The 20,259-nt window shown below is 62.0% G+C and carries 16 protein-coding genes, 1 tRNA gene and 3 rRNA genes; 6 read left to right on the top strand and 14 right to left on the bottom strand.

Going from position 1 to position 20,259, the window contains the following annotated elements; all coding sequences use genetic code 11:
• The first annotated feature begins 77 nt into the window (after positions 1-77).
• Positions 78-1,196 carry an ABC transporter permease gene (locus PG887_RS01495; protein WP_010672473.1) on the top strand — a complete coding sequence of 373 codons (1,119 nt, stop codon included), beginning with the start codon at positions 78-80 and terminating at the stop codon, positions 1,194-1,196.
• 2 nt (positions 1,197-1,198) lie between these two features.
• Complete coding sequence (locus PG887_RS01490; RefSeq protein ID WP_010672471.1) at positions 1,199-2,164, top strand: ABC transporter permease; 966 nt, start codon at positions 1,199-1,201, stop codon at positions 2,162-2,164.
• A 169-nt stretch (positions 2,165-2,333) separates the two neighbouring features.
• Here PG887_RS01490 and PG887_RS01485 read toward each other — a convergent pair whose 3' ends face one another.
• Together PG887_RS01485 and PG887_RS01480 are read right to left on the bottom strand one after the other, a co-directional pair.
• Positions 2,334-2,774, bottom strand: a complete 441-nt coding sequence (locus tag PG887_RS01485) for a TM2 domain-containing protein (protein ID WP_033131364.1) — start codon at positions 2,772-2,774, stop codon at positions 2,334-2,336.
• A gap of 166 nt (positions 2,775-2,940) precedes the next feature.
• Positions 2,941-3,846: a LysR substrate-binding domain-containing protein gene (locus PG887_RS01480; RefSeq protein ID WP_039039541.1), complete on the bottom strand. Its 906-nt coding sequence runs from the start codon at positions 3,844-3,846 to the stop codon at positions 2,941-2,943.
• Positions 3,847-3,964: 118 nt separating this feature from the next.
• Between PG887_RS01480 and PG887_RS01475 the strand changes: the two genes are divergently transcribed.
• From PG887_RS01475 to PG887_RS01465, 3 genes are all read left to right on the top strand, one after another.
• Positions 3,965-5,092 (top strand): S-(hydroxymethyl)glutathione dehydrogenase/class III alcohol dehydrogenase, encoded by a 1,128-nt coding sequence (locus PG887_RS01475; RefSeq protein ID WP_010672469.1) that lies wholly within the window; start codon positions 3,965-3,967, stop codon positions 5,090-5,092.
• Between the two features lie 51 nt (positions 5,093-5,143).
• On the top strand, positions 5,144-5,992 hold the full coding sequence (fghA, locus tag PG887_RS01470; RefSeq protein WP_039039543.1) for an S-formylglutathione hydrolase: 849 nt from the start codon (positions 5,144-5,146) through the stop codon (positions 5,990-5,992).
• Between the two features lie 63 nt (positions 5,993-6,055).
• Positions 6,056-6,562: a DinB family protein gene (locus PG887_RS01465; RefSeq protein WP_270821045.1), complete on the top strand. Its 507-nt coding sequence runs from the start codon at positions 6,056-6,058 to the stop codon at positions 6,560-6,562.
• 72 nt (positions 6,563-6,634) lie between these two features.
• On the opposite strand, the gene PG887_RS01460 is transcribed toward PG887_RS01465, so the two are convergent.
• Positions 6,635-7,357 carry a GIN domain-containing protein gene (locus PG887_RS01460; RefSeq protein ID WP_266110138.1) on the bottom strand — a complete coding sequence of 241 codons (723 nt, stop codon included), beginning with the start codon at positions 7,355-7,357 and terminating at the stop codon, positions 6,635-6,637.
• A 298-nt stretch (positions 7,358-7,655) separates the two neighbouring features.
• Here PG887_RS01460 and ovoA point away from each other — a divergent pair, with 298 nt between their 5' ends.
• Positions 7,656-9,803, top strand: a complete 2,148-nt coding sequence (gene ovoA / locus PG887_RS01455; protein WP_270821044.1) for a 5-histidylcysteine sulfoxide synthase — start codon at positions 7,656-7,658, stop codon at positions 9,801-9,803.
• A gap of 57 nt (positions 9,804-9,860) precedes the next feature.
• Here the strand turns inward: ovoA and PG887_RS01450 are convergent, their stop codons facing one another.
• The 11 genes from PG887_RS01450 to PG887_RS01400 form a co-directional block, all read right to left on the bottom strand.
• Positions 9,861-10,832 (bottom strand): bile acid:sodium symporter family protein, encoded by a 972-nt coding sequence (locus PG887_RS01450; RefSeq protein ID WP_104455070.1) that lies wholly within the window; start codon positions 10,830-10,832, stop codon positions 9,861-9,863.
• Between the two features lie 295 nt (positions 10,833-11,127).
• Positions 11,128-12,573: an amino acid permease gene (locus PG887_RS01445; RefSeq protein ID WP_270821043.1), complete on the bottom strand. Its 1,446-nt coding sequence runs from the start codon at positions 12,571-12,573 to the stop codon at positions 11,128-11,130.
• 166 nt (positions 12,574-12,739) lie between these two features.
• A complete protein-coding gene (locus PG887_RS01440) occupies positions 12,740-13,078 on the bottom strand; it encodes a tRNA-binding protein (RefSeq protein ID WP_043170707.1) in 339 nt (112 codons plus the stop codon).
• A 76-nt stretch (positions 13,079-13,154) separates the two neighbouring features.
• On the bottom strand, positions 13,155-14,600 hold the full coding sequence (locus PG887_RS01435; RefSeq protein ID WP_270821042.1) for an amino acid permease: 1,446 nt from the start codon (positions 14,598-14,600) through the stop codon (positions 13,155-13,157).
• Between the two features lie 101 nt (positions 14,601-14,701).
• Positions 14,702-15,157 carry a beta-galactosidase subunit beta gene (locus PG887_RS01430; RefSeq protein ID WP_270821041.1) on the bottom strand — a complete coding sequence of 152 codons (456 nt, stop codon included), beginning with the start codon at positions 15,155-15,157 and terminating at the stop codon, positions 14,702-14,704.
• Positions 15,154-18,228 (bottom strand): beta-galactosidase subunit alpha, encoded by a 3,075-nt coding sequence (gene ebgA / locus PG887_RS01425; RefSeq protein WP_270821040.1) that lies wholly within the window; start codon positions 18,226-18,228, stop codon positions 15,154-15,156. The genes PG887_RS01430 and ebgA overlap by 4 nt, the downstream gene beginning before the upstream one ends.
• Positions 18,229-18,549: 321 nt before the next feature.
• Entirely contained in the window at positions 18,550-19,515 is a 966-nt protein-coding gene (gene ebgR / locus PG887_RS01420) for a transcriptional regulator EbgR (protein ID WP_069651541.1), read from the bottom strand.
• A 164-nt stretch (positions 19,516-19,679) separates the two neighbouring features.
• A 5S ribosomal RNA gene (gene rrf / locus PG887_RS01415) occupies positions 19,680-19,794 on the bottom strand.
• 22 nt (positions 19,795-19,816) lie between these two features.
• Positions 19,817-19,892, bottom strand: a tRNA-Thr gene (locus PG887_RS01410).
• A 47-nt stretch (positions 19,893-19,939) separates the two neighbouring features.
• Positions 19,940-20,054, bottom strand: a 5S ribosomal RNA gene (rrf, locus tag PG887_RS01405).
• Positions 20,055-20,132: 78 nt separating this feature from the next.
• Positions 20,133-20,259: ribosomal RNA gene (locus tag PG887_RS01400) — 23S ribosomal RNA — on the bottom strand; the annotation flags it as partial.

The following is a 20,259-nucleotide window of genomic DNA, read 5'->3' as shown; positions in this document are numbered from 1 at the left end:
GTCACAACCACTTGTAACGGATTCGGCCTGATGATGGTCAACACACCAGTCCCCGACGATATCAAGGAGGCCCATTCATGAGCCAAGCACGTGTTCCTGCCTGGATATCCGTGGGCGTGCTGCCCGCAGTCAATATCCTGCTGGCCTTCCTGGTGTCGGCCATCCTGTTCTATTACCTCGACATCAGCCCCATCGAGGCAGCCGAAATCATGTGGTACGGCGCCTTCGGCACCGGCGAGGGGATAGGCTTCACCCTCTACTACGCCACCGGTTTCATCTTCACCGGTCTGGCGGTGGCGGTGGCCTTCCACGCCGGCCTGTTCAACATCGGCGGTGAGGGGCAGGCCTATATCGGCGGCCTCGGGGTCGGTCTGGTCTGTCTGCTGCTCGGGGACGTGCTGCCGTTCGCACTCTTGCTGCCGCTCGCCATCATCGCCGGCGGCCTGTTCGGCGCGGCCTGGGCCTTCATCCCGGCCTGGCTGCAAGCCAAGCGGGGCAGCCACATCGTCATCACCACCATCATGTTCAACTTCATCGCCGCCTCCCTGATGGCCTACCTGCTGGTAGACGTCTTCAAGCCGCCAGGATCCATGGCCACCGAGAGCAAGGTGTTCGCCGTGGCGAGCTGGCTGCCGAAGATGAGCGAGCTGGCGGCCGGTTTCGGCATCGCCATGCCCAACAGCCCCCTCAACATCAGCTTCTTCTGGGCGCTGATCTGTGCGGCCCTGGTGTGGGTCTTCATCTGGCATACCCGCTGGGGCTACGAGATCCGCTCCGTGGGCGCAAGCCAGAGTGCCTCCGCCTATGCGGGCATTTCCTACCCCAAGGTGGTGATCCTGGCCATGGTGATCTCCGGCATGCTGGCGGGCTTCTTCGCCCTCAACGTGCTGCAGGGTGAGCTGCACCAGATCAAGCTCAACTTCGTGGAAGGCTTCGGCTTCACCGGCATCGCGGTGGCCCTGATGGGCCGCAACCACCCGGTCGGCGTCATCATCGCCAGCCTGCTGTTCGGCTTCCTCTACCAGGGCGGCGCCGAGCTCAGCTTCGAGTTCGGGGTGGACCGCAACATCGTCGTGGTGCTGCAGGGTCTGGTGATCCTGTTCTGCGGCGCCCTGGAGCACATGCTGCGCCCGCGCATCGAGCAGGCCTATCTGGCCTTTGCCAACCGCCCGGCCGCCCAAGTGAAAGGAGCCTGATCATGTTCGAAATGCTGATCCTGATGCTGGATGCCACCATACGTACCGCGCCGCCGTTGATCCTGGCGGCCATGGCCGGCATGTTCTGCGAGCGCTCCGGGGTGGTCAACATCGCCCTGGAGGGCAAGCTGCTGGCCTCCGCCTTCGCCAGTGCGGCGGCGGCCGCCGTCACCGGTTCCGCCTGGATTGGGCTGGGGGTCGGGGTGGGGATCTCCATCCTGTTCGCCCTGCTGCACGGCTTCGCCACCATCACCCACCGGGGTGATCAGGTGGTGAGCGGCATGGCCATCAACATCCTGGCGGCCGGTCTCACCGTGACCCTGGGGCGCTACTGGTTCGATCAGGGGGGCCAGACCCCGGCACTCTCCGGTGCGGCACGCTTCGCCCCCATCGACCTGCCCTATGCCAAGGAGCTCTATGACGTGCCCGTCATCGGCCAGCTCTACAGCGAGCTCTTGAGCGGTCACTCCCTGCTGGAGTACGTGGCCTTCGCTGCCGTGCCCCTGGCCTGGTGGGTGCTGTTCCGCACCCGCTTCGGCCTGCGGCTGCGGGCGGTGGGCGAAGCCCCGGCGGCGGTCGACACCGCCGGTATCTCCGTGGTGCGGATGCGCTACACCGCTCTCATCATCGGCGGCCTGCTGGCGGGGATCGGGGGCACCTATCTGGCGGTGGCCCAGACCGCCCAGTTCATCCCCAACATGAGCGCGGGCAAGGGCTTCATGGCGCTGGCGGCCCTGGTGTTCGGCAAGTGGCGCCCCTGGAACGCCATGGCGGCCTGTCTGCTGTTCGGCTTCCTCGACGCGGTCGCCATCCGGCTGCAAGGGGTCAGCATCGGCGATTTCCCGATCCCGGTGCAGGCCATCGAGGCGCTACCCTACATCCTGACGGTCTTCCTGCTGGCCGGTTTCATCGGCAAGGCGGTGGCCCCCAAGGCCCTCGGCACCCCCTACGTCAAGGAGCGGGAATAGCCCCGCCCTTCATGCCATGCAAAAGGCCCGCACATGCGGGCCTTTTCTTTGAGATATCCAGGATGTTCTTGGCTGAATAGAAAAATAACCCGGCCTTGTCAAAGAACGGGTTATTCCTTCATCAGCACAACATATCAATAAACCTGTAATTAGCCGGGTAATTTATCGGCTAGAACCATACTTTCTTATTGATAATATAGGTCTGCTCAAATTCTTCATCTGACTTGGAGATATAAACAACAAATTCGATGAAGGCAATGATCCCGATAACAACCGACGGCAAACCAAGCAGAATGAAACCAAGCAGAAATATCAGCAGCATGATCACACCTTGTTTGGTGTAACCCAGGTAGAACTTGTGAGCACCGAAAGCGCCCAGGAAAAATGCAAACAGCGCAGCTGCGACCTTCTTGGAAGAACCAGCATTAGAGGCTATGGCATAGATGGCTTTTGCATGCTCGCCTTCAATAGAAAAATCAACTTTCAAGCCACTCTTCGGGAGCTGATTCCCTTTCCATTCAATAATGTCAAACTGATATCTATTACTATCATCCCCAGAAATCAAACCAGTACGAGCTGATTCATTAAAATCAATAACCGTGCCTTTCATTATTATCTGTCCTTTAGCAATAAGAGGATAAAGACCCGGTATGAGCAGGTCTATTGCGTTTGACAGGCTACAACAACAAAAGCTCATTTGAAACAAAAATTCATTTATGAATACTTGTATTCTACCAACCCATTCAAGCCTCTTTCTTATACCTGTATCGCCCCCATCAACCGATGGGCCGAACCAGAGCGGGTTGGTGGGGATCGCTGAGGCGCTCGGCCAGATAGTCCACCAGCAGCCGCACCTTGGGGGAGAGGTGGCGGTTGTGGGGATAGAGGGCCCAGATCCCCTCCTCGGGGGCCCGCAGCTCCGGCAGCAGCTCGATGAGCTCCCCCCGGGCGAGGTGGTCGCTCACGTAGTAGTCCGGCAACTGGATGATGCCGATCCCCTTGATGGCCGCATCCAGCAGGGCGTGGCCGCTGTTGCACTGCAGCAGACCGCGTACCCGCACGCTGTGGGGTTTACCGTTCAGGGTGAAGTGCCACTCGTCCCCGTTGCCCACCAGGCAGGTGTGACGGGCCAGCTCCGAGAGACTGTTGGGCATGCCGTGGCGGGCGGTGTAGGCGGGGGAGGCGCACACATAGGGTACCCGCTGCGCCAGCTTGCGGGCCACCAGCGTCGAATCCTTGAGGTGGCCGAGGCGGATCGCCAGATCGAACCCCTCGTGCACCAGATCCAGCAACTGGTTGGTGAGGTTGAGGGTCACCTCCAGCTGGGGGAAGCGCACCATGAAGTCGTTCACCAGGGGAGCGATGCGGCTCTCGCCGTAGGAGACGGGTGCCGTGATGCGCAAGGAGCCCTGGGGCACCGCCTGATGGCGTCCCACCGCCAGCTCCGCCTCGTAGAGGTTGTCCAGCAACTGGCGGCAGTGGCGAAAATAGATCTCCCCGAGTTCGGTGAGACGCACCTGACGGGTGGTGCGCAGCAGCAGCTTGGCCTGCAGCCTGTCTTCGAGCTGCGCCACCTGGCGGCTCACCTGGGCCACCGACACCCCGAGCTTGCGTGCGGCCGGGGTAAAGCCCCCCTGCTCCGCCACGCTGACAAATTCACAGACCCCTTCCCAGCCGAACATTATTACCTGTGTGTAAAAGTGATTTGATACTTAGCGTTATTATCACCAAATCGGCGGGAAACTACACTGGATCTCCGAACTCATTTCCGTTCATCCAACCACTACGAGGACGTCATTCATGGCACAGGTTCAGAGCATCAAGTGTAAAGCCGCCATCGCCTGGGGACCGGGTCAGCCCCTCTCCATCGAAGAGGTCGAGGTCATGCCGCCCCAGGCCGGCGAGGTGCGGGTGCGGATCGTCGCGACCGGCGTCTGCCACACCGATGCCTTCACCCTCTCCGGTGAAGATCCGGAAGGGGTCTTCCCCTGCATCCTGGGCCATGAAGGGGGCGGTATCGTCGAGTCCGTCGGCGAGGGTGTCACCAGTGTCAAGGTCGGCGATCACGTGATCCCGCTCTACACCCCCGAGTGCGGCGAGTGCAAGTTCTGCAAATCCGGCAAGACCAACCTGTGCCAGAAGATCCGCGCCACCCAGGGCAAGGGGCTGATGCCGGACGGCACCACCCGCTTCTCCAAGGACGGCCAGCCCATCTACCACTACATGGGCACCTCCACCTTCAGCGAATACACGGTACTGCCCGAAATCTCCATCGCCAAGGTGGATCCGGCCGCCCCGCTGGAAGAGGTCTGTCTGCTGGGCTGCGGCGTCACCACCGGCATCGGCGCCGTGATGAACACCGCCAAGGTGAAAGAGGGTGAGAGCGTCGCCATCTTCGGGCTGGGGGGCATCGGCCTCTCTGCTATCATAGGCGCGCGCCTGGCCAAGGCCGGCCGCATCATCGCCATCGACATCAACGAGAGCAAATTCGAGCTGGCCCGCAAGCTGGGCGCCACCGACTGCATCAACCCGAACACGTTCGACAAGCCCATCCAGGAGGTGATCGTCGAGATGACCGACGGCGGCGTCGACTTCTCCTTCGAGTGCATCGGCAACGTCAAGGTGATGCGCGCGGCGCTGGAGTGCTGCCACAAGGGCTGGGGCGAATCCGTCATCATCGGCGTGGCCGGCGCGGGCCAGGAGATCAGCACCCGTCCGTTCCAGCTGGTCACCGGCCGGGTGTGGCGCGGCAGCGCCTTCGGGGGCGTGCGCGGTCGCAGCGAGCTGCCGAGCTACGTACAGCGTTACATGCAGGGTGAGTTCAAGCTGGACGACTTCATCACCCACACCATGCCCCTCGAGCAGATCAACGAGGCGTTCGATCTGATGCACGAAGGCAAGAGCATCCGCACCGTCATCCACTACTGATCCCATGAGCGCCCCGCCCATCGATGCATGGGCGGGGCAAGGAGTCCTTACATGAATCTGGACATCATCAGCAGCAACAAGAGCTTCGGCGGCTGGCACAAGCAGTATCGCCACCGCTCCAATGTGCTGGGGTGCGAGATGCGCTTCGCCATCTACCTGCCGCCCCAGGCCCTCACCGGCCAGAAAGTGCCGGTGCTCTACTGGCTCTCCGGTCTCACCTGCACCGACGAGAACTTCATGCAAAAAGCCGGGGCCCAGCGCATCGCCGCCGAGCTCGGCATCGCTCTGGTAGCGCCGGACACCAGCCCCCGCGGTGAAGGGGTGGCGGACGATCCCGGCTATGACCTCGGCATGGGGGCGGGTTTCTACGTCAACGCCACCCAGACCCCCTGGCGGGATCACTACCAGATGTACGATTACGTCACCCGGGAGCTGCCCGAGCTCATCGAGACCCACTTCCCGGTCTCGACGAAGCGCGCCATCAGCGGCCACTCCATGGGGGGCCACGGCGCCCTCATCGCCGCCCTGCGCGAGCCGGGTCGCTACCGCTCGGTGTCGGCCTTCAGCCCCATCAGCCACCCGAGCCGCTGCCCCTGGGGCCAAAAGGCGCTCGGCGCCTACCTCGGCAACAACCCCTTGCTGTGGCAGGAGTGGGATGCCTGCCAACTGCTGCGCCACCACGACAGCCCGCCCCTGCCGACCCTGGTGGACGTGGGGCTGGACGACCCCTTCCTGGCGGAGCAGCTCGGCATCGACACCCTGGCCGAAGTGGCCGCCACCCGGGCGTGGCCCCTGACGCTCAACCGCCATGCTGGCTACGACCACAGCTATTACTTCGTGGCTAGCTTCATCGAGGCGCACCTGCGCTTTCACGCCAACCACCTGGGCGAACCAGCCTGAGGCTGACCCACTCGTGGCCGCCCCGTCAGCGGGCGGCCATTCACCCGGAAACAGGAGACAAGGATGCCTCTCTTCACCACATTGCTGGCCATGCCGGACCAGTTCGAGCGGCTGCTGGCACAGGTCCCCACCGACTACCTGGACTGGGAACCCGCCAACTGGGCCGGGATCCCCTCCGAGCGTTTCAGTGCCAGGGGGCACCTCTGCCACCTGCTGGACATCGAGGTGCTGGGCTATCAGGTGCGGTTTCGTCGCACCCTGGCGGAAAGCCTGCCGGAGCTCGCCTCCCTCGATGGCTATCAGCTGGCGCTGGACCATGATTACCCCCGGCAGGATACCGCCGCGCAGCTCGACTGGTTTCGCACCGCCCGCCTGCAGACCGTCGAATGGCTGAAGACGGTGCCGTCCGACGCCTGGCAGCGCCGCGCCCGCTATGGCGGCTACGGGGAGGTGACCCTGGACGGTCTGGTGCGCCTGCTCGTTAGCCATGACCACCAGCACCTCGCTGGCATGCAGTGGCTGCTGATGCGCCTGAACGCCGATCTGGGCCTCGCACTCCCCCTCGAGTGAAGCGTCACCCAACAGTGTCGCATCCTGCAAAAAAGGCCCCGAGGGGCCTTTTTCATTGTTGCGGGGATGGGATCAGCTCCCCAACCGGCTCACCTGACCCGAGCCCGCGATCTCGCTGGTCAGTGCTGGGCTGCCCCAGTAGTTGACCGCACCCGCACCGGCGATCTCTATCTTGAGCCGCGACCGGGCCCGCACCTCGACCTCGCCACTGCCGGCGATGCTCACCTCGACCTCCTCGCTGGCGAGCCCGGCCCCCTTGACGCCACCGGCGCCGGCGATGTTCAGCGCCATCACCCGGGCGGAGCCCTGCCCCAGATCCAGGTTGCCCAGCCCGGCGATGTTGCCCTCCAGCCGATCCAGCGTCAGCCCGCTGGCGACGATGTCCCCCGTGCCCGCCAGGGAGAGCACCAGATCATCCCCCTTGAAGTCGCGCAAGGCGCCGTTGCCAACCCCCGCCAGTGCCAACTCGTGCAACGTCGGCAGGGTGATGGTGATCTCCAGAGGCTGGGTGGGGTCGAGCCGGTAGCCATCCTTGACCTCGATCTCCAGCTTCTCCCCCTTCTCGGTGAGCACCAGATAGGGCAGCAGGTTGGCCTCCCCCTTGACCCTGAGGGTGTGGCTCTCTCCCGCCACCAGGTACAGGTTGGCGGGCACGCCTGCCAGCACCCGGGTCACCTCCCGCCCAAGGGGATGCTGCTGCTCCACCACGGCCCCCTCCCCGCGCACCTTGACGTCATCCTGCCAGCTGCATCCGGTCAGTCCCAGGGCCAGCACCACTCCCAGCATCCATTTCATCCCGCTACTCCTCGTTTCCTCTTTGCCGCACGGCGCGGCAGGTGAGTGGCAATGAGCAAACCCTGCGCCATATGGTTAACATCATGATTTATCTATCCATTTCAATATTTCGAGGCTCGAAGGGCCCACAACAAAGAGTCATTCAGACCACAATCTGGTCAATCTGACCACACCCGAAGGAGGGCGTTGACCCATTTTTTTGGTTGCCGCCCCGGTTCGTTGAGCCAATAGTGATACCTGGTGCGTATAGAGCACTCCATCGCTGCTTCACCCGCCAGAATCAACAAGGAGTCAGAGCGTGACCCAAGCCAGCCACTCATTCGTTCATCCGGGCCTGCCTGCCCCCACCCGCACCCCGCTGCTGACCGGCGACGATCCCGACCACAAGCGCCGCGAGCTCCTCGCCTACTTCTGCCAGACCTTCGATCTCTACGACTCGCTGTTCGACTGCCTGGCCGACGAGCGGGCCTGGTTCAACAAGGCGATCCCCCTGCGCCACCCGCTCATCTTCTACTACGGCCATACCGCCGCCTTCTTCGTCAACAAGCTGTTGGCGGCCCGTCTCATCGAGAGTCGGCTCGACCCCCGCATCGAGGCCCTGGTCGCCATCGGGGTGGACGAGATGAGCTGGGACGATCTGGACGAGACCCACTACGACTGGCCCACTGTGGCCGAGCTGCGTGACTACCGCGGCCGGGTGCGCGCCCTGGTGTGTGATTTCATCGAGCGGATGCCGATCGAGCTGCCCATCCATTGGCAGAGCCCGGCCTGGGTCATCCTGATGGGCATAGAGCACGAGCGCATCCACCTCGAGACCTCCAGCGTGCTGATCCGCCAGCTGCCCCTGGCCTGGGTGCGCAGCCAGCCCCAGTGGCCGGTCTGCCCCGAGGCGCGCCACGATCTCGCCGCCGTCCCCGTCAACACCCTGCTGCCGGTGGCCGGCGGCCAGGTGCGCCTCGGCAAGCAGGACGCCACCTACGGCTGGGACAACGAATACGGCGAGCGCCACATCGAGCTGGCCCCCTTCCAGGCCAGCCGCATGCTGGTGAGCAACGCCGAATACCTGGCCTTCGTGCAGGCGGGCGGCTACGAGACCCGTGACTGGTGGGACCACGAAGGCTGGGGCTGGCGCCAGTATGCCAAGGCCCGCATGCCCACCTTCTGGGTCGGCGATCCCAATGAACCCGAACAATTGCATCTGCGGCTGATGACCGAGCAGGTCCCCATGCCCTGGGACTGGCCGGTGGAGGTGAACCAGCTGGAGGCCGCCGCCTTCTGCCGCTGGAAGGCGGATCAGACCGGCCTGCCCGTCCAGTTGCCAAGCGAGGGGGAGTGGATGCTGCTACGGGAACAACTGGCCGGCGATCAGCCGGACTGGATGGAGGCCCCCGGCAACATCAACCTGGCCCGCTTCGCCTCCTCCTGCCCGGTGGATGCCTGCCCCCAGGGCAGCTTCTTCGATCTGGTGGGCAACGTCTGGCAGTGGACCAGCACCGCCATCGACGGCTTCGAGGGGTTCAAGGTGCACCCCCTCTACGACGACTTCTCCACCCCCACCTTCGACGGCAAGCACACCCTCATCAAGGGCGGGAGCTGGATCAGCACCGGCAACGAGGCGCTCAAGTCCTCCCGCTACGCCTTCCGTCGCCACTTCTTCCAGCACGCGGGCTTCCGCTACCTGGTCTCACGCCATCAGGAGCCCGTCATCGTGAACCCTTATGAAACCGACACGCTCGTCGCCCAGTATCTCGACTTCCAGTACGGTCCGAGCCACTTCGGGGTCGCCAACTACGCCGAGGCTCTGGCCGGTCTTGCCAGCGAGCTGTGCAGCCGCCATGAGCGGGCGCTCGACATCGGCTGCGCCACCGGTCGCGCCAGCTTCGAACTGGCTCGCCGCTTCGCCCACGTGGACGGGGTGGACTACTCGGCCCGCTTCATCGACGTGGCCCTGACCCTGGCAAGACAGGACAGCTTCCGCTATGCGGTGCCGGTGGAAGGGGATCTGGTGGAATATTGCGAGGCGCGCCTCTCCCGCCACGAGCTTGGTCGCGAGCAGAGCGAGCGGGTCCACTTCAGCCAGGGGGATGCCTGCAACCTCAAGCCCAGGTACGGCGACTACGACCTGGTGCTCGCCTCCAACCTGATCGACCGACTGCGGGAGCCCGCCCGCTTCCTGCGGGACATTGCGCCGCGCCTTCGCAGCGGCGGCCTGCTGGTGCTCACCAGCCCCTACACCTGGCTGACCGACTACACCCCCAAGGCCAACTGGCTCGGCGGCATCCGGGAAAACGGCGAGGCCCTCGGCACCTATCAGGCGCTGCAACGGCTGCTGGCGGAGGAGTTCGAGGAGCACATGCCCCCGAGGGACGTCCCCTTCGTCATCCGCGAGACCGCCCGCAAGTACCAGCACACGGTGGCCCAGCTCACCGTCTGGCGCAAACGCTGACGACGCGGCAAGCGAAAGAGGGAGGCCCATGGCCTCCCTCTTCTTTATCCGGACCGCTTACCCCTCCTGAACCTGGGGCAGGGCCTCCTGCTCGCGGTAGCGGCGGGCCAGCACGGCGCACACCATCAGCTGGATCTGGTGGAAGATCATCAGGGGCAGCACCATCACCCCGACGCTGGCGGCGGGGAACATGACGTTGGCCATGGGCACCCCGTTGGCCAGGCTCTTCTTGGAGCCGCAGAAGACGATGGTGATCTCGTCCGCCCTGTTGAAACCGAGGCGACGGCTGATCCAGACGTTCCACCCCAGCACCAGCGCCAGCAGCACGCAGCTCAGCAGCACGATACTCGCCAGATCGTACCAGCCGACCTGGTGCCAGATCCCCTGCACCACCGCCTCGCTGAAGGCCACATAGACCACCAGCAGGATGGAGCTCTGGTCCAGCTTGCCGATGAGTGGCCGGTGGCTGTCAACCCAGCGACCGATGAGGGGGCGTGACAGGTGCCCCACCACGAAGGGCAGCATCAGCTGCACCATGATGGCCTGAATGGAGTGCCAGGTATCGACCCCCTCCCCCTGCACATTGATCATCAGCCCCACCAGCACCGGCGAGAGGAAGATGCCGAGGATGCTGGAGGCCGAAGCGCTGCACACCGCCGCCGACACATTGCCTCCCGCCATCGAGGTGAAGGCAATGGCCGACTGCACGGTGGCTGGCAAAGCGCAGAGATAGAGGAAGCCGAGGTAGATAGCCGGGCTCAGCCAGCCCGGTACCAGTGGCGTGAGCAGCAGCCCCAGCAGCGGAAACAGCACGAAGGTGCTGAGCATCACCACCAGATGGAGCCGCCAGTGGCCGAGGCCTGCCAGCAGGTTCTGGCGCGACAGCTTGGCGCCATGCATGAAGAACAAGAGCGCCACCGCCAGCTTGGTCAGCAGACCGAACCAGACGGCTACCTGCCCCTCGCAGGGAAAGAGGGAGGCCAGGGTGACCACCGCAATCAGCACAACAGTAAAGGGATCCAGACGCACGAAAGGTCTCCATCAGAAGGGCATCCTGCAGCCATGGCAGCAGTCAGGATTGGGGAGGACAAGAAACAGAGCGGGAGATGTCTGGCACCTCCCGCTAAAACGAACCTCCAGCTTACCCCGATAACGGAGAGGCGCAAAGTTGAGCGGCGAATAATTGTTCATCAATGCTTAACGCCTTCGCCATATCGAGTAGCAAAAGTAGACGATAAAACGGCCCTGACAGCTCCCAAACGACTAAAAATGGATAAAAAAACGGGCGACCAAGGCCGCCCGTTCCGCTTTCTCACCCAGCCGATCAGCGCTGGCTGGCCAGGGTGTCGCTGCCCGCTTTCTTCTCGTTGCCACCTGACTTGCGGGCCTGGCGCTTCTCGAAGCGGGAGATCCACCAGTAGGCCAGCGCCGAGAAGACCGCGGTCATGAAGACGTTGATGAAGAAGGCGCGCACCAGATCCACCCCGGCCGGGAAGGCGGAGGCGCTCATGCTCACCACGAAGATGGCGATCAGCACCGACACCACCGCCATCCCGAAGGTGCGCGACCCCATGCGGAAGTCGCGGGGGGTGTCGTCATGTTTCCAGCGGAACACGAAGTAGGCCACCATGATGAAGATCGGCGGCAACATGGCGGTACCGGCGGTGAGGTTGATGGCGGTGTTCATCATCTGCTGCACCGACTCGGAGCCGAAACCGTTGACCACCAGCATCGCGAACACGAAGACAAACTGCCACCAGGCGGCGCGCACCGGCACCCCGTGCTCGTTGAGCTGGGTGGTCTTCTCGCCGTACACCCCCTGGGGGATCTCGGAGAAGTGGATCTTCACCGGCGCCGAGGTCCACATCATCATGGAGCCGAACATGGCGATAAACAGCACCACGCCGACGAAGCGGCCCACCAGCGCCTCGGAGAGCCCGAAATACTGCGCCATGCCGGTGAAGATCTCCACCATGCCGCCGGCATAGGTGAGGCTCTCGCGCGGCACGAACACGTTCACCAAGAGGGAACCGACCGCATACATGGCACCGATGACGATGCCGGCGCTGATGATCACCTTGATGAAGGACTTCTGGCCGCCCTTCACGTCATTGAGGTAGGCCGCCGCCGTCTCGGCACCACCCGCCGCCTGGAAGATCCAGCACATGATGCCGAGCGTCGCCCAGTTGACGGTGGGGGTCATCGCCTCCAGGGTGATGGGCTGGGCCGGAACATGATCGCCACTCAGGGCCATGAGGGCGCCCAGCACATAGATGGCGAACAGGGCAAATACCCCGTAGGCCACTATTTCGGCAATCTTGCCGAGCCAGCTCGCCCCCTTGGTGGAGATGTGGGTCGCCGCCGCAAACAGCACGATGGAGATGACTGAGGTGACCATGGGCGAGAAGCTGTACTCATAGCCCAGCATGGCGTAGGAGGCGTAGGCGATGACGTTGGGCAGCAGGGAGACGAACCAGAACAGGTTCACGAACCAGTAGAGAAACGAGCCCAGATAGGCCATCCGGGTTCCGAGCGGCTTTTTCAACCAGTCGTACATCCCCGACTCGGAGTTTTTGTTGGCCGAGACGAACTCGGCAATGATGAAAACAAACGGGATGAAGTAGACGATGGTCGCCAGCAGGAAGATGGGGGCGGAGCTGAGCCCCAGCTCGATGTTGTTGTTGACGATGTTGCGCACGTTGAACACGGCGGCAAAGGTCATCGACAACAGGGCAAACTTGCCTATGGTGCCGCGTACGGATTCAGACATGGTGTCCTCCAGTGGACTCGCGCTCCCTGCGGGTAACGCTGTGACTCTGTGATGTGTTCGGCAAGGGTCTGTCGGCCCCGCGCTTTACTCTCTTGTTATGATCGGACCGCGTGGGCGGCCTCGCTGGTGAACCGGTGCAATCTCCCGCACCGGCTCGCAATACCATTCAGACGATCGGAGTGCCCGGCGCCATCGGCACCCGCGGCTGCAGCAGCACGCTCTGGCTCTCGTCCGGGGTCTCGGCGCAGAGCAACATGCACTCGGAACGCTCGCCGCGCATTCGGGTAGGCTTGAGGTTGGTCAGTACCACGACCTCGCTGCCCATCAACTCCTCTTCGCTGTAGTAGGGCACCAGACTGGTGACGGTCTGCAGCGGCCGCTCGCCACCCACATCTATCTGGACGATGTAGAGTTTGTCGGCCCCGGGGTGGCGCACCACCTCCAGCACCGTGCCCACCTTCATCTCGACCCGCTTGAATTCGGCAAACTCGATCGTCTCGCTCATGCTCTTTTCCTTCTCTGGTTCAACGGTTTGCGGGTGGCCAACGGCCACCCGGTTTGATTGGGATTCAATGCCGTGGCTATGACGTCTGCATGGCAACCTGCGCCGTCGGCTGGGCCTCTTTGGCACGCGCTTCGGCGCTGAGGGAGGCTTCGTAGCGGTTGTACTTCCACCAGGCGAAGCCGAGGAAAATCACGATCCCGCCGACGTTGTAGAAGACGATGGTCAGGATGTCGGCGCCGGTCGGGAAAGTGGAGGCGAGGAAGCCCACCGAGAAGAGGACGATCAGCACCGACACCACGGCGATGCCGGTGGTGCGCGAGCCCATCTTGAACTCCCGCGGCAGGTGGTCGAGCTTCAGCCGCAGATTGAGGTAGGCCAGCATGATGAACAGCGGCGGCAGCATGGAGGCGGCGGCGGTCATGTTGATGACGGTGTTCATCAGATCCTGCGCTGTGTTGGAGCCCAGGGTCGGGATCACCATCAGCGGCAGCACGATGAGGTACTGGATCCAGGCTGCGCGGGCGGGCACGCCGTTCTCGTTCAGCTCGACCGTCTTCTTGCCGAAGATGCCGGCCGGGATCTCGGAGAAGAAGATCTTCACCGGGGTCGCCGTCCACATCAGCAGGGAGCCGAACATGGCGGTGAAGGAGACCAGCCCGACGAAGCGATTCATCAGGATCTCCGGCAGGCCGAAATGGGCCGCCAGCCCCTCAAACACCTGCACCGAGCCGCCGGTGTATTTCAGGGTGTCGCTGTGTACGAACACGTTGATCAACAGGGATGCGATGGAGTAGAGCACGCCGATAAAGATCCCAGCGACGATGATCACCTTCACGAAGGATTTGGATCCGCCCTTCACATCGTTGACGTAGACCGCCACCGACTCGGCGCCACCGGCCGCCATGAAGATCCAGGTGGTAATACCCAGGAAGGCCCAGCTGAAATCGGGGACCATGGCCTCCACCGTAATGGGATCGGCCGGCTGCACGCCACCCACCAGGGCAGCGCCCGCCAGCAGGATGTAGGAGAGGGTCAGCAGCAGCATCAGGGACGAGGTCACCGAGGTGATGGGGCCCAGCATCCTGGCGCCGTTGGTAGAGACATAGGTCGCCAGGGCGAACAGGATCATGCTTAAGCAAGTGGTGGTCAGCGGGGTGAGGATGTATTCGTAGCCCAGGAAAGCATAGGAGGCGTAGGCGATGACCCTCGGCAACAAGGAGGTGAAGAAGAACAGGTTCACGAACCAGTAGGTGTAGGCGGAAATGAAGGCCCAGCGCCCGCCGAGGGAGCTTTTCACCCAGGCATAAACCCCCGCTTCGGAATTTTTATTGAGGGAGACGAACTCCGCGATGATGAGGCAGAACGGAATAAAGTAAAAAATGGTGGCCAGAAAGAACATGGGGGCCGAGGCCAGGCCGATTTCGATGTTGTTGTTGATGACGTTGTTGAAGCTGAATACCGCCGCGAAGGTGAGCGACAGCAGACCGAACTTGCCTATCGTATTCCGTTTGGAATCAGACATGGTGCATCTCCAGACCTGTAGTTATCCACGAAAGGGCGGGGCATGGGTTGTAGGGTGGCCCCGCGCCTTCCGGTATGTGTCAGTAAAAAAACAGCGGCTTGTTATTTGTTTTTGAAGTAGCCGCCTTCGACGGTGACCTTGATGATCACCTTGCGCACCGGCGCGTCGCCTGCGAAGCGATAGGCCTCATCGTTCTCGAAGATCACCACCTGGCCGTTGCCCACCTGCTGGCGCTCACGCACCTCGCCGGCCAGCCACTCGCGGTCTGTGGTGTCGTCATAGGCCTGCTCGACCCGCAGATCCGACTTGGGGGCCCACTCCACCGTCTCTTCCCCTTCCAGGTAGTAGTGAACGTCGAAGTAGCGGCGCTGCCCCTCGAACAGTGAGGTGGCCGGGCTGGCCCCCTCCTGCAAGCGGTAGGTGAGGGAGTCACCGATGGAGTGGCAGATGCCGGGCTTGAGGTTTGGCAGGTTGTTGATGGCCTCCACGCAGCGGCCCCACTTCTTGCCCTCCCGGTAGATATTTTTGAACAGGGTCAGGTTGTCCAGGGTGATCATGCGAGGTTCCTCCCGCCGTTGATGGTGAGGTCGAGCCCGGCCAGCGCAGCCGGATTGAGGTTGCCACGGGCGATGGGCAGCAGGGTCAGACCGAAGCTGAACGGCTCGAAGCGCACCCGCCAGGAGTCCAGAACCTCGGAGCCCCAGGAGTTGGAGCCGAGCCCCAGCACCTTGTGATCCAGATTGAGGGTGAGATAACCGCAGGGTTCCAGCTCGTTGATGTGCTGCGCCCCGTGGATATGCTCCCAGCTGTAGGGCCAGACGCTCAGGTTGATGGGGGCATCGGGCCGCACGTAGAGACCGGCGCCGTGACGGTTGGTCAGGGTCGCCCAGCGCACCTGCTGGCGGTTGCCGTTATCCTGCGGGAAGGGGTAGTGCTCCCACATCTCGCTGACTGTACTCTGGAAGCTGTCGATCCAGTTGCTCTGGCGGCTGTCCTGATAGTTTTCGCCCGGGCCCATGCCGTAGTAGTGCACCCGGTCGAGATCCTGACGAATGCCCAGCTCGAAGCCGATCTTGGGAATGATGTCGTCATAGCCGCCGTAGGGCTGACCGGACAGCGCCACGTGCAGCTGGCCGTTCGGGCTCAGGGTGTAGACGTAGCGGCAACGCATGCCGAAGTCGAACACCGGCGGCGCGATCAGACTCTCGACCGTCACCTCGACCGCCTCGCCCAGCTGACGCCAGCTCAGAGTGCGGAAGTGCTCCTGCATGATCTGCAGGTGGTTCGGGTGCCACAGGCTCTCGTACTCCTGCTTGTGGTTGTCGATCATCGGCTTGAAGAAGGTGAGGCGCGGCGAGCGCTCGATGAGCTCATTACCATCCAGCTGCCAGCTCACCAGCTTGCCGTCGAGGCGCGAGAAGCGCAGGGCAAAGCCGCTGCCGCTCAAGGTCAGCGCGAGCCGCTCGTCGGCAATCTGCAACGCAGTGGCGTTGGGATTGGCAAAGGGCTGCAGCTGGCGAGTCGACTCTTTCAGCCGGAACTGGTACTGGCCCAGCTCGTGCTCCGCCGCGCTGTAGCGGGTCGCGCTGGCCTTGATGACCCGCAGCTGGACGAAGGTTTCCCGCCCATCGAGGGATGGCAGTTCGAGTTGCAACTCGGTGATGGCACCGGGAGCAATCCCTTCCAACCGGATTTGCTGGCTGGCCAGCAGTTCGCCCTCGGCCTTCACTTCGACCAGTAGACGGATATCGTCGAGAGTGGAGAACCAGTAGCGGTTTTCCACCGCCAGCTTGCCGCTCGCCAGATCCAGAGCCCGCACCTTGACCGGGCAGATCACCTGTTTGTATTCGCGCAGGCCCGGCCCCGGGGTCTGATCCGGGTAGATGAGGCCATCCATGCAGAAGTTGTAGTTGTTGGGGTAGTCGCCGTAGTCGCCGCCGTACTTGTAGACCGGGCGGCCCTGCTCGTCCTGATCCAGGATGCCGTGATCGCACCACTCCCAGATGTAATGGCCCTGAATGTGGGGATGGCGGTCGAACACCTGCTGGTATTCGCTGAGGCCACCCGGGCCGTTGCCCATGGCGTGGGCGTATTCGCAGAGGATGCGCGGCTTGGTCATAGGGAACTCGCCGAAGCAGTTCATCTGGGAGACGCGGGAATACATGGTACTGACCACATCCACCACCTCGGCGTCGCGATCCTCTTCGTAGTGCACCAGACGGGTCGGGTCGATCGCCTTGCAGCGCTGGTACATGGCCCTGATGTTGCAGCCGTAGCCGGACTCGTTGCCGAGCGACCAGATGATGATGGAGGGGTGGTTCTTCTGGGCATGCACGTGGCGTTCGATGCGATCCACGAACACCGGCTGCCAGAAGGGATCGTCGGTGATGCGGCTGAGATCGCCGACGTTGGCAAAGCCGTGGGTCTCCACGTCGGTCTCCGCCATCACGAACAGACCGTACTGGTCGCACAGCTCATAGAAGCGCGGGTCGTTCGGGTAGTGGGCGGTGCGTACCGAGTTGAGGTTGTGCTGCTTCATCAGCACGATATCGCGTTCAACACGATCCATGCCGACCGCGCGGCTCTTGAGGTGGTCGTTATCGTGGCGGTTCACCCCGTGCAGCTTGAGGTAGTGGCCGTTGACGTAGAAGAGGCCATCCTTGACCTTGATTTCACGCACCCCGACCCGCTGCGGGATCACTTCCAGCAGCTCGCCCTGACCGTTGTAGAGGGAGAGTTGCAGCTGATAGAGGTAAGGATCTTCGGCACTCCAAAGATGGGGGTTGGCCAGATCCTGCGTGAAGCGGCAATCACACTTGCCATCGATGGCGAGATGGTCGAGCGAGCCGCTGGCGATCTCGCTGCCCTGATCCAGCAGGGACCAGACCAGACGGTGATCACGGGCAGGCGCACCCATATTTTCCAGCTGGATATCGCAGCTCAGGGTGGCGCTCTGGTTGTCGTCAGCCAGCGCGGTCTGGATGAAGAAGTCCTGCACATGGACCGCCGGTTTGCCCACCAGGTAGACGTCGCGGAAGATACCCGCCATCCACCACATGTCCTGATCTTCGATGTAAGTGGAGTCCGCCCACTGCATCACCCGCACCGAGAGCAGGTTCTCGCCGGTTTTGGCATAGGCGCTGATGTCGAATTCGGCGGTGAGGCGGCTCCCCTTGCTGAAGCCGACGTAGTGGCCGTTTACATAGACCTCGAAGTAGGTCTCCACCCCGTCAAACTTGATGATCACCTGCTCGCCGTCCCAGGCCGGGCTCAGCACGAAGCTGCGCTGATAGGCGCCGGTGGGGTTGTTGGTCGGCACGAAGGGCACATCGATGGGGAAGGGAAAACCCTCGTCGGTGTACTGCAGCTGACCATGCCCTTCCATCTGCCACATGTTGGGCACGGTGATCTGGCCCCACTCGTCCATGGGGCTGTGATAGAAGGCCTCCGGCACCTGCAGGGGGTGGTCGAAGTAGTGGAACTGCCACTGACCGGTAAGGCTCAGAAAACGGCGGCTCAGCTCGCGCTGCATGGTGGCCGCCAGCGCGTGGTCGGCATAAGAGAAGAAGTAGGCACGCGGAGCCAGCCTGTTTTCACCAACGAATTGGACGTTTTCCCAGTTATTCACATGTCCTCCCGGAACAAGGCAACGTTAACTGGGTAAACTCTAGATAAATATTTACTAAATATCAGTTTTGAATAGGTAAAGTTTTAACCTGATCACAGTGAGCGGATGGTTTTGTGAGCGAGATCAGAAGCGGAAGATAAAAGGGAATAGGGCGGATGGGTGTGGCATGGATGTTGATGATAGCTGGCTGAATGGCAGTAAAATCAACTATAAAACATTGTGATGTGACGTCATTGGATGATATGGCAAAGCAGTTTGCTTGGTAGGGGTGTCGCACCACCGCAAGATGGCACGACTAAAATGCAGGGTATTTTACTAAAATCAGCGCGTAGTGCCACGCAGGGTCAACTTGCTCGGTACCAGCACCCGAAGGGGAATATCACGCTCGTCACGTAGCCGTTCGACCAACAGATTGACTCCCTGGGAGCCCATCAACTCGGAGTGGATCCGCACCGTGGAGAGCGGCGGGAAGGTGAACTTGGCGGTCGGGATATCGTTGACGCTGATAAGCTCGATCTGCTGGGGAATCGCCAGTCCCTTCTCGTGGATGGCACGCAGCACGCCGATGGCGATGGAGTCGGAGGCCACGAACAGCGCCCTGGGCCAATCCCCGGCCAGCATCTCCTTCGCCAGCTTGTAGCCGGAAGCGCTGGAGAAGTCTCCGCGATAGAGGTCGCTCTCCTGTACCACCCCAAGCCGCTGGCCATAATCGCGAAAGGCGAGTTCCCGCAGATCCGGGCCATCATCCTGGCCACCGATATAGCCGATGCGCTGATGGCCCTCGGCGATGAAGAAGTCCACTACCTGCTGGCTGATGAGTGCCAGATCCACATCAATCGAGTCAAAATCGCCCTGAGAGCGGCAATCCACGAACACCAGCTGGGCAGACAGGCCGCGCAGCACGGCCAGCCGTTCTTCCGGCAGATGGCCGATGACCAGGATGCCATCGACGGCAGAGAGCTCACGCCCCTCGGCACCGTTGTAGCAGTGGGTCAACTCGATGTTGAGGCGGGTGCACTGGGTCTCGATGCCATAGCGGATGGCGAGGTAATAGGGATCGTTGACCTCGGTGCTCTGGGGATAGGCGTAGACAGCCAGGAGCTGCAGCTTGCTCTTGTGCACCCCTTTGCGGGCGCTGCTGGTCTTGTACTCCAGCCGCTCGGCAATCTCGAAGATCTTCTGCCTGGTCTCGTCCTTGACGCTCAGGCTGGGATCCTCGTTCAGCACACGGGATACGGTAGCAAGCGATACCCCCGCCTCCTGTGCAATTTCCTTCAACGTAGCCATCAATACCTCGCAGGCAGCATCACGTGTTCATCGGGCAACGGCTAAAGAGTAACGAGCAATCCCTTGATAGCCCAGCATTTTTACTGAAATAGAAGCAGGGAATTGCGGCGGGAGGACAGAAATGCAAAAAGGCCTCCCGAATGGGAGGCCTCTTCTGAATAGGTGCCTGACAGTGTCCTACTCTCGCATGGCGAATGCCACACTACCATCGGCGCTACCGCGTTTCACTTCTGAGTTCGGCATGGGATCAGGTGGTTCCACGGCGCTATTGCCGTCAGGCAAAAGCTGTACTGCTTGAAAATGGTGCTGATACCCAGAATCGAACTGGGGACCTCATCCTTACCAAGGATGCGCTCTACCGACTGAGCCATATCAGCACACTAACCGGTAAAGACCACGCTCAATGCGTAATCTAAAATTGGGTGCCTGGCAGTGTCCTACTCTCGCATGGCGAATGCCACACTACCATCGGCGCTACAGCGTTTCACTTCTGAGTTCGGCATGGGGTCAGGTGGTTCCACTGCGCTATTGCCGCCAGGCAAAATCTTCAATCTGAGAAAGCTGACGTAAGTAGTTTCGTATTCGCTACAAGGCCAGAAACACTTCTTGGGTGTTGTATGGTTAAGCCTCACGGGTAATTAGTATGGGTTAGCTCAACGTATCGCTACGCTTACACACCCCACCTATCAACGTTGTGGTCTCCAACGGCCCTTTAGGACCCTCAAGGGGTCAGGGATGACTCAT

The organism is Aeromonas sp. QDB14 (assembly GCF_027707845.1).
GTDB classification, from domain to species: domain Bacteria; phylum Pseudomonadota; class Gammaproteobacteria; order Enterobacterales; family Aeromonadaceae; genus Aeromonas; species Aeromonas caviae.
Note: the sequence above shows the minus strand (reverse complement) of the source record. Positions and strands in the feature narration are given on the sequence as shown.